Genomic DNA, 259 nt, shown 5'->3' with positions numbered 1-259 from the left:
TCAATTGTAAATGTAAATTCTTTAACAAGTCCTGTTTTTAAGCTTGATAAATATACTTTATATGTTCCAACTTCCCAACCACTACCATCTACTCTGTTTGTTAAATCAGGAGTATATGTAAATTGTCCATCTGGTGCAGCTTGGAATTCTTTCATGATTAATTCATCTTGTCCTGTTGCATTATTAGCTTTTACAAATCCTAATACTATTGTATCATTAGCAACTGATTTACCCACAAATGTTGGAGTAGTATCAAATG

At 31.3% G+C, this 259-nt stretch carries 1 protein-coding gene; it reads right to left on the bottom strand.

Going from position 1 to position 259, the window contains the following annotated elements:
* The coding region (locus AVBRAN12637_RS09755) for a hypothetical protein (RefSeq protein ID WP_336615837.1) at positions 1-259 on the bottom strand (259 nt) is incomplete at both ends.

The sequence above is a fragment of the Campylobacter sp. RM12637 genome, from assembly GCF_020137645.1.
Classification (GTDB): Bacteria; Campylobacterota; Campylobacteria; order Campylobacterales; family Campylobacteraceae; genus Campylobacter_E.
Note: the sequence above shows the minus strand (reverse complement) of the source record. Positions and strands in the feature narration are given on the sequence as shown.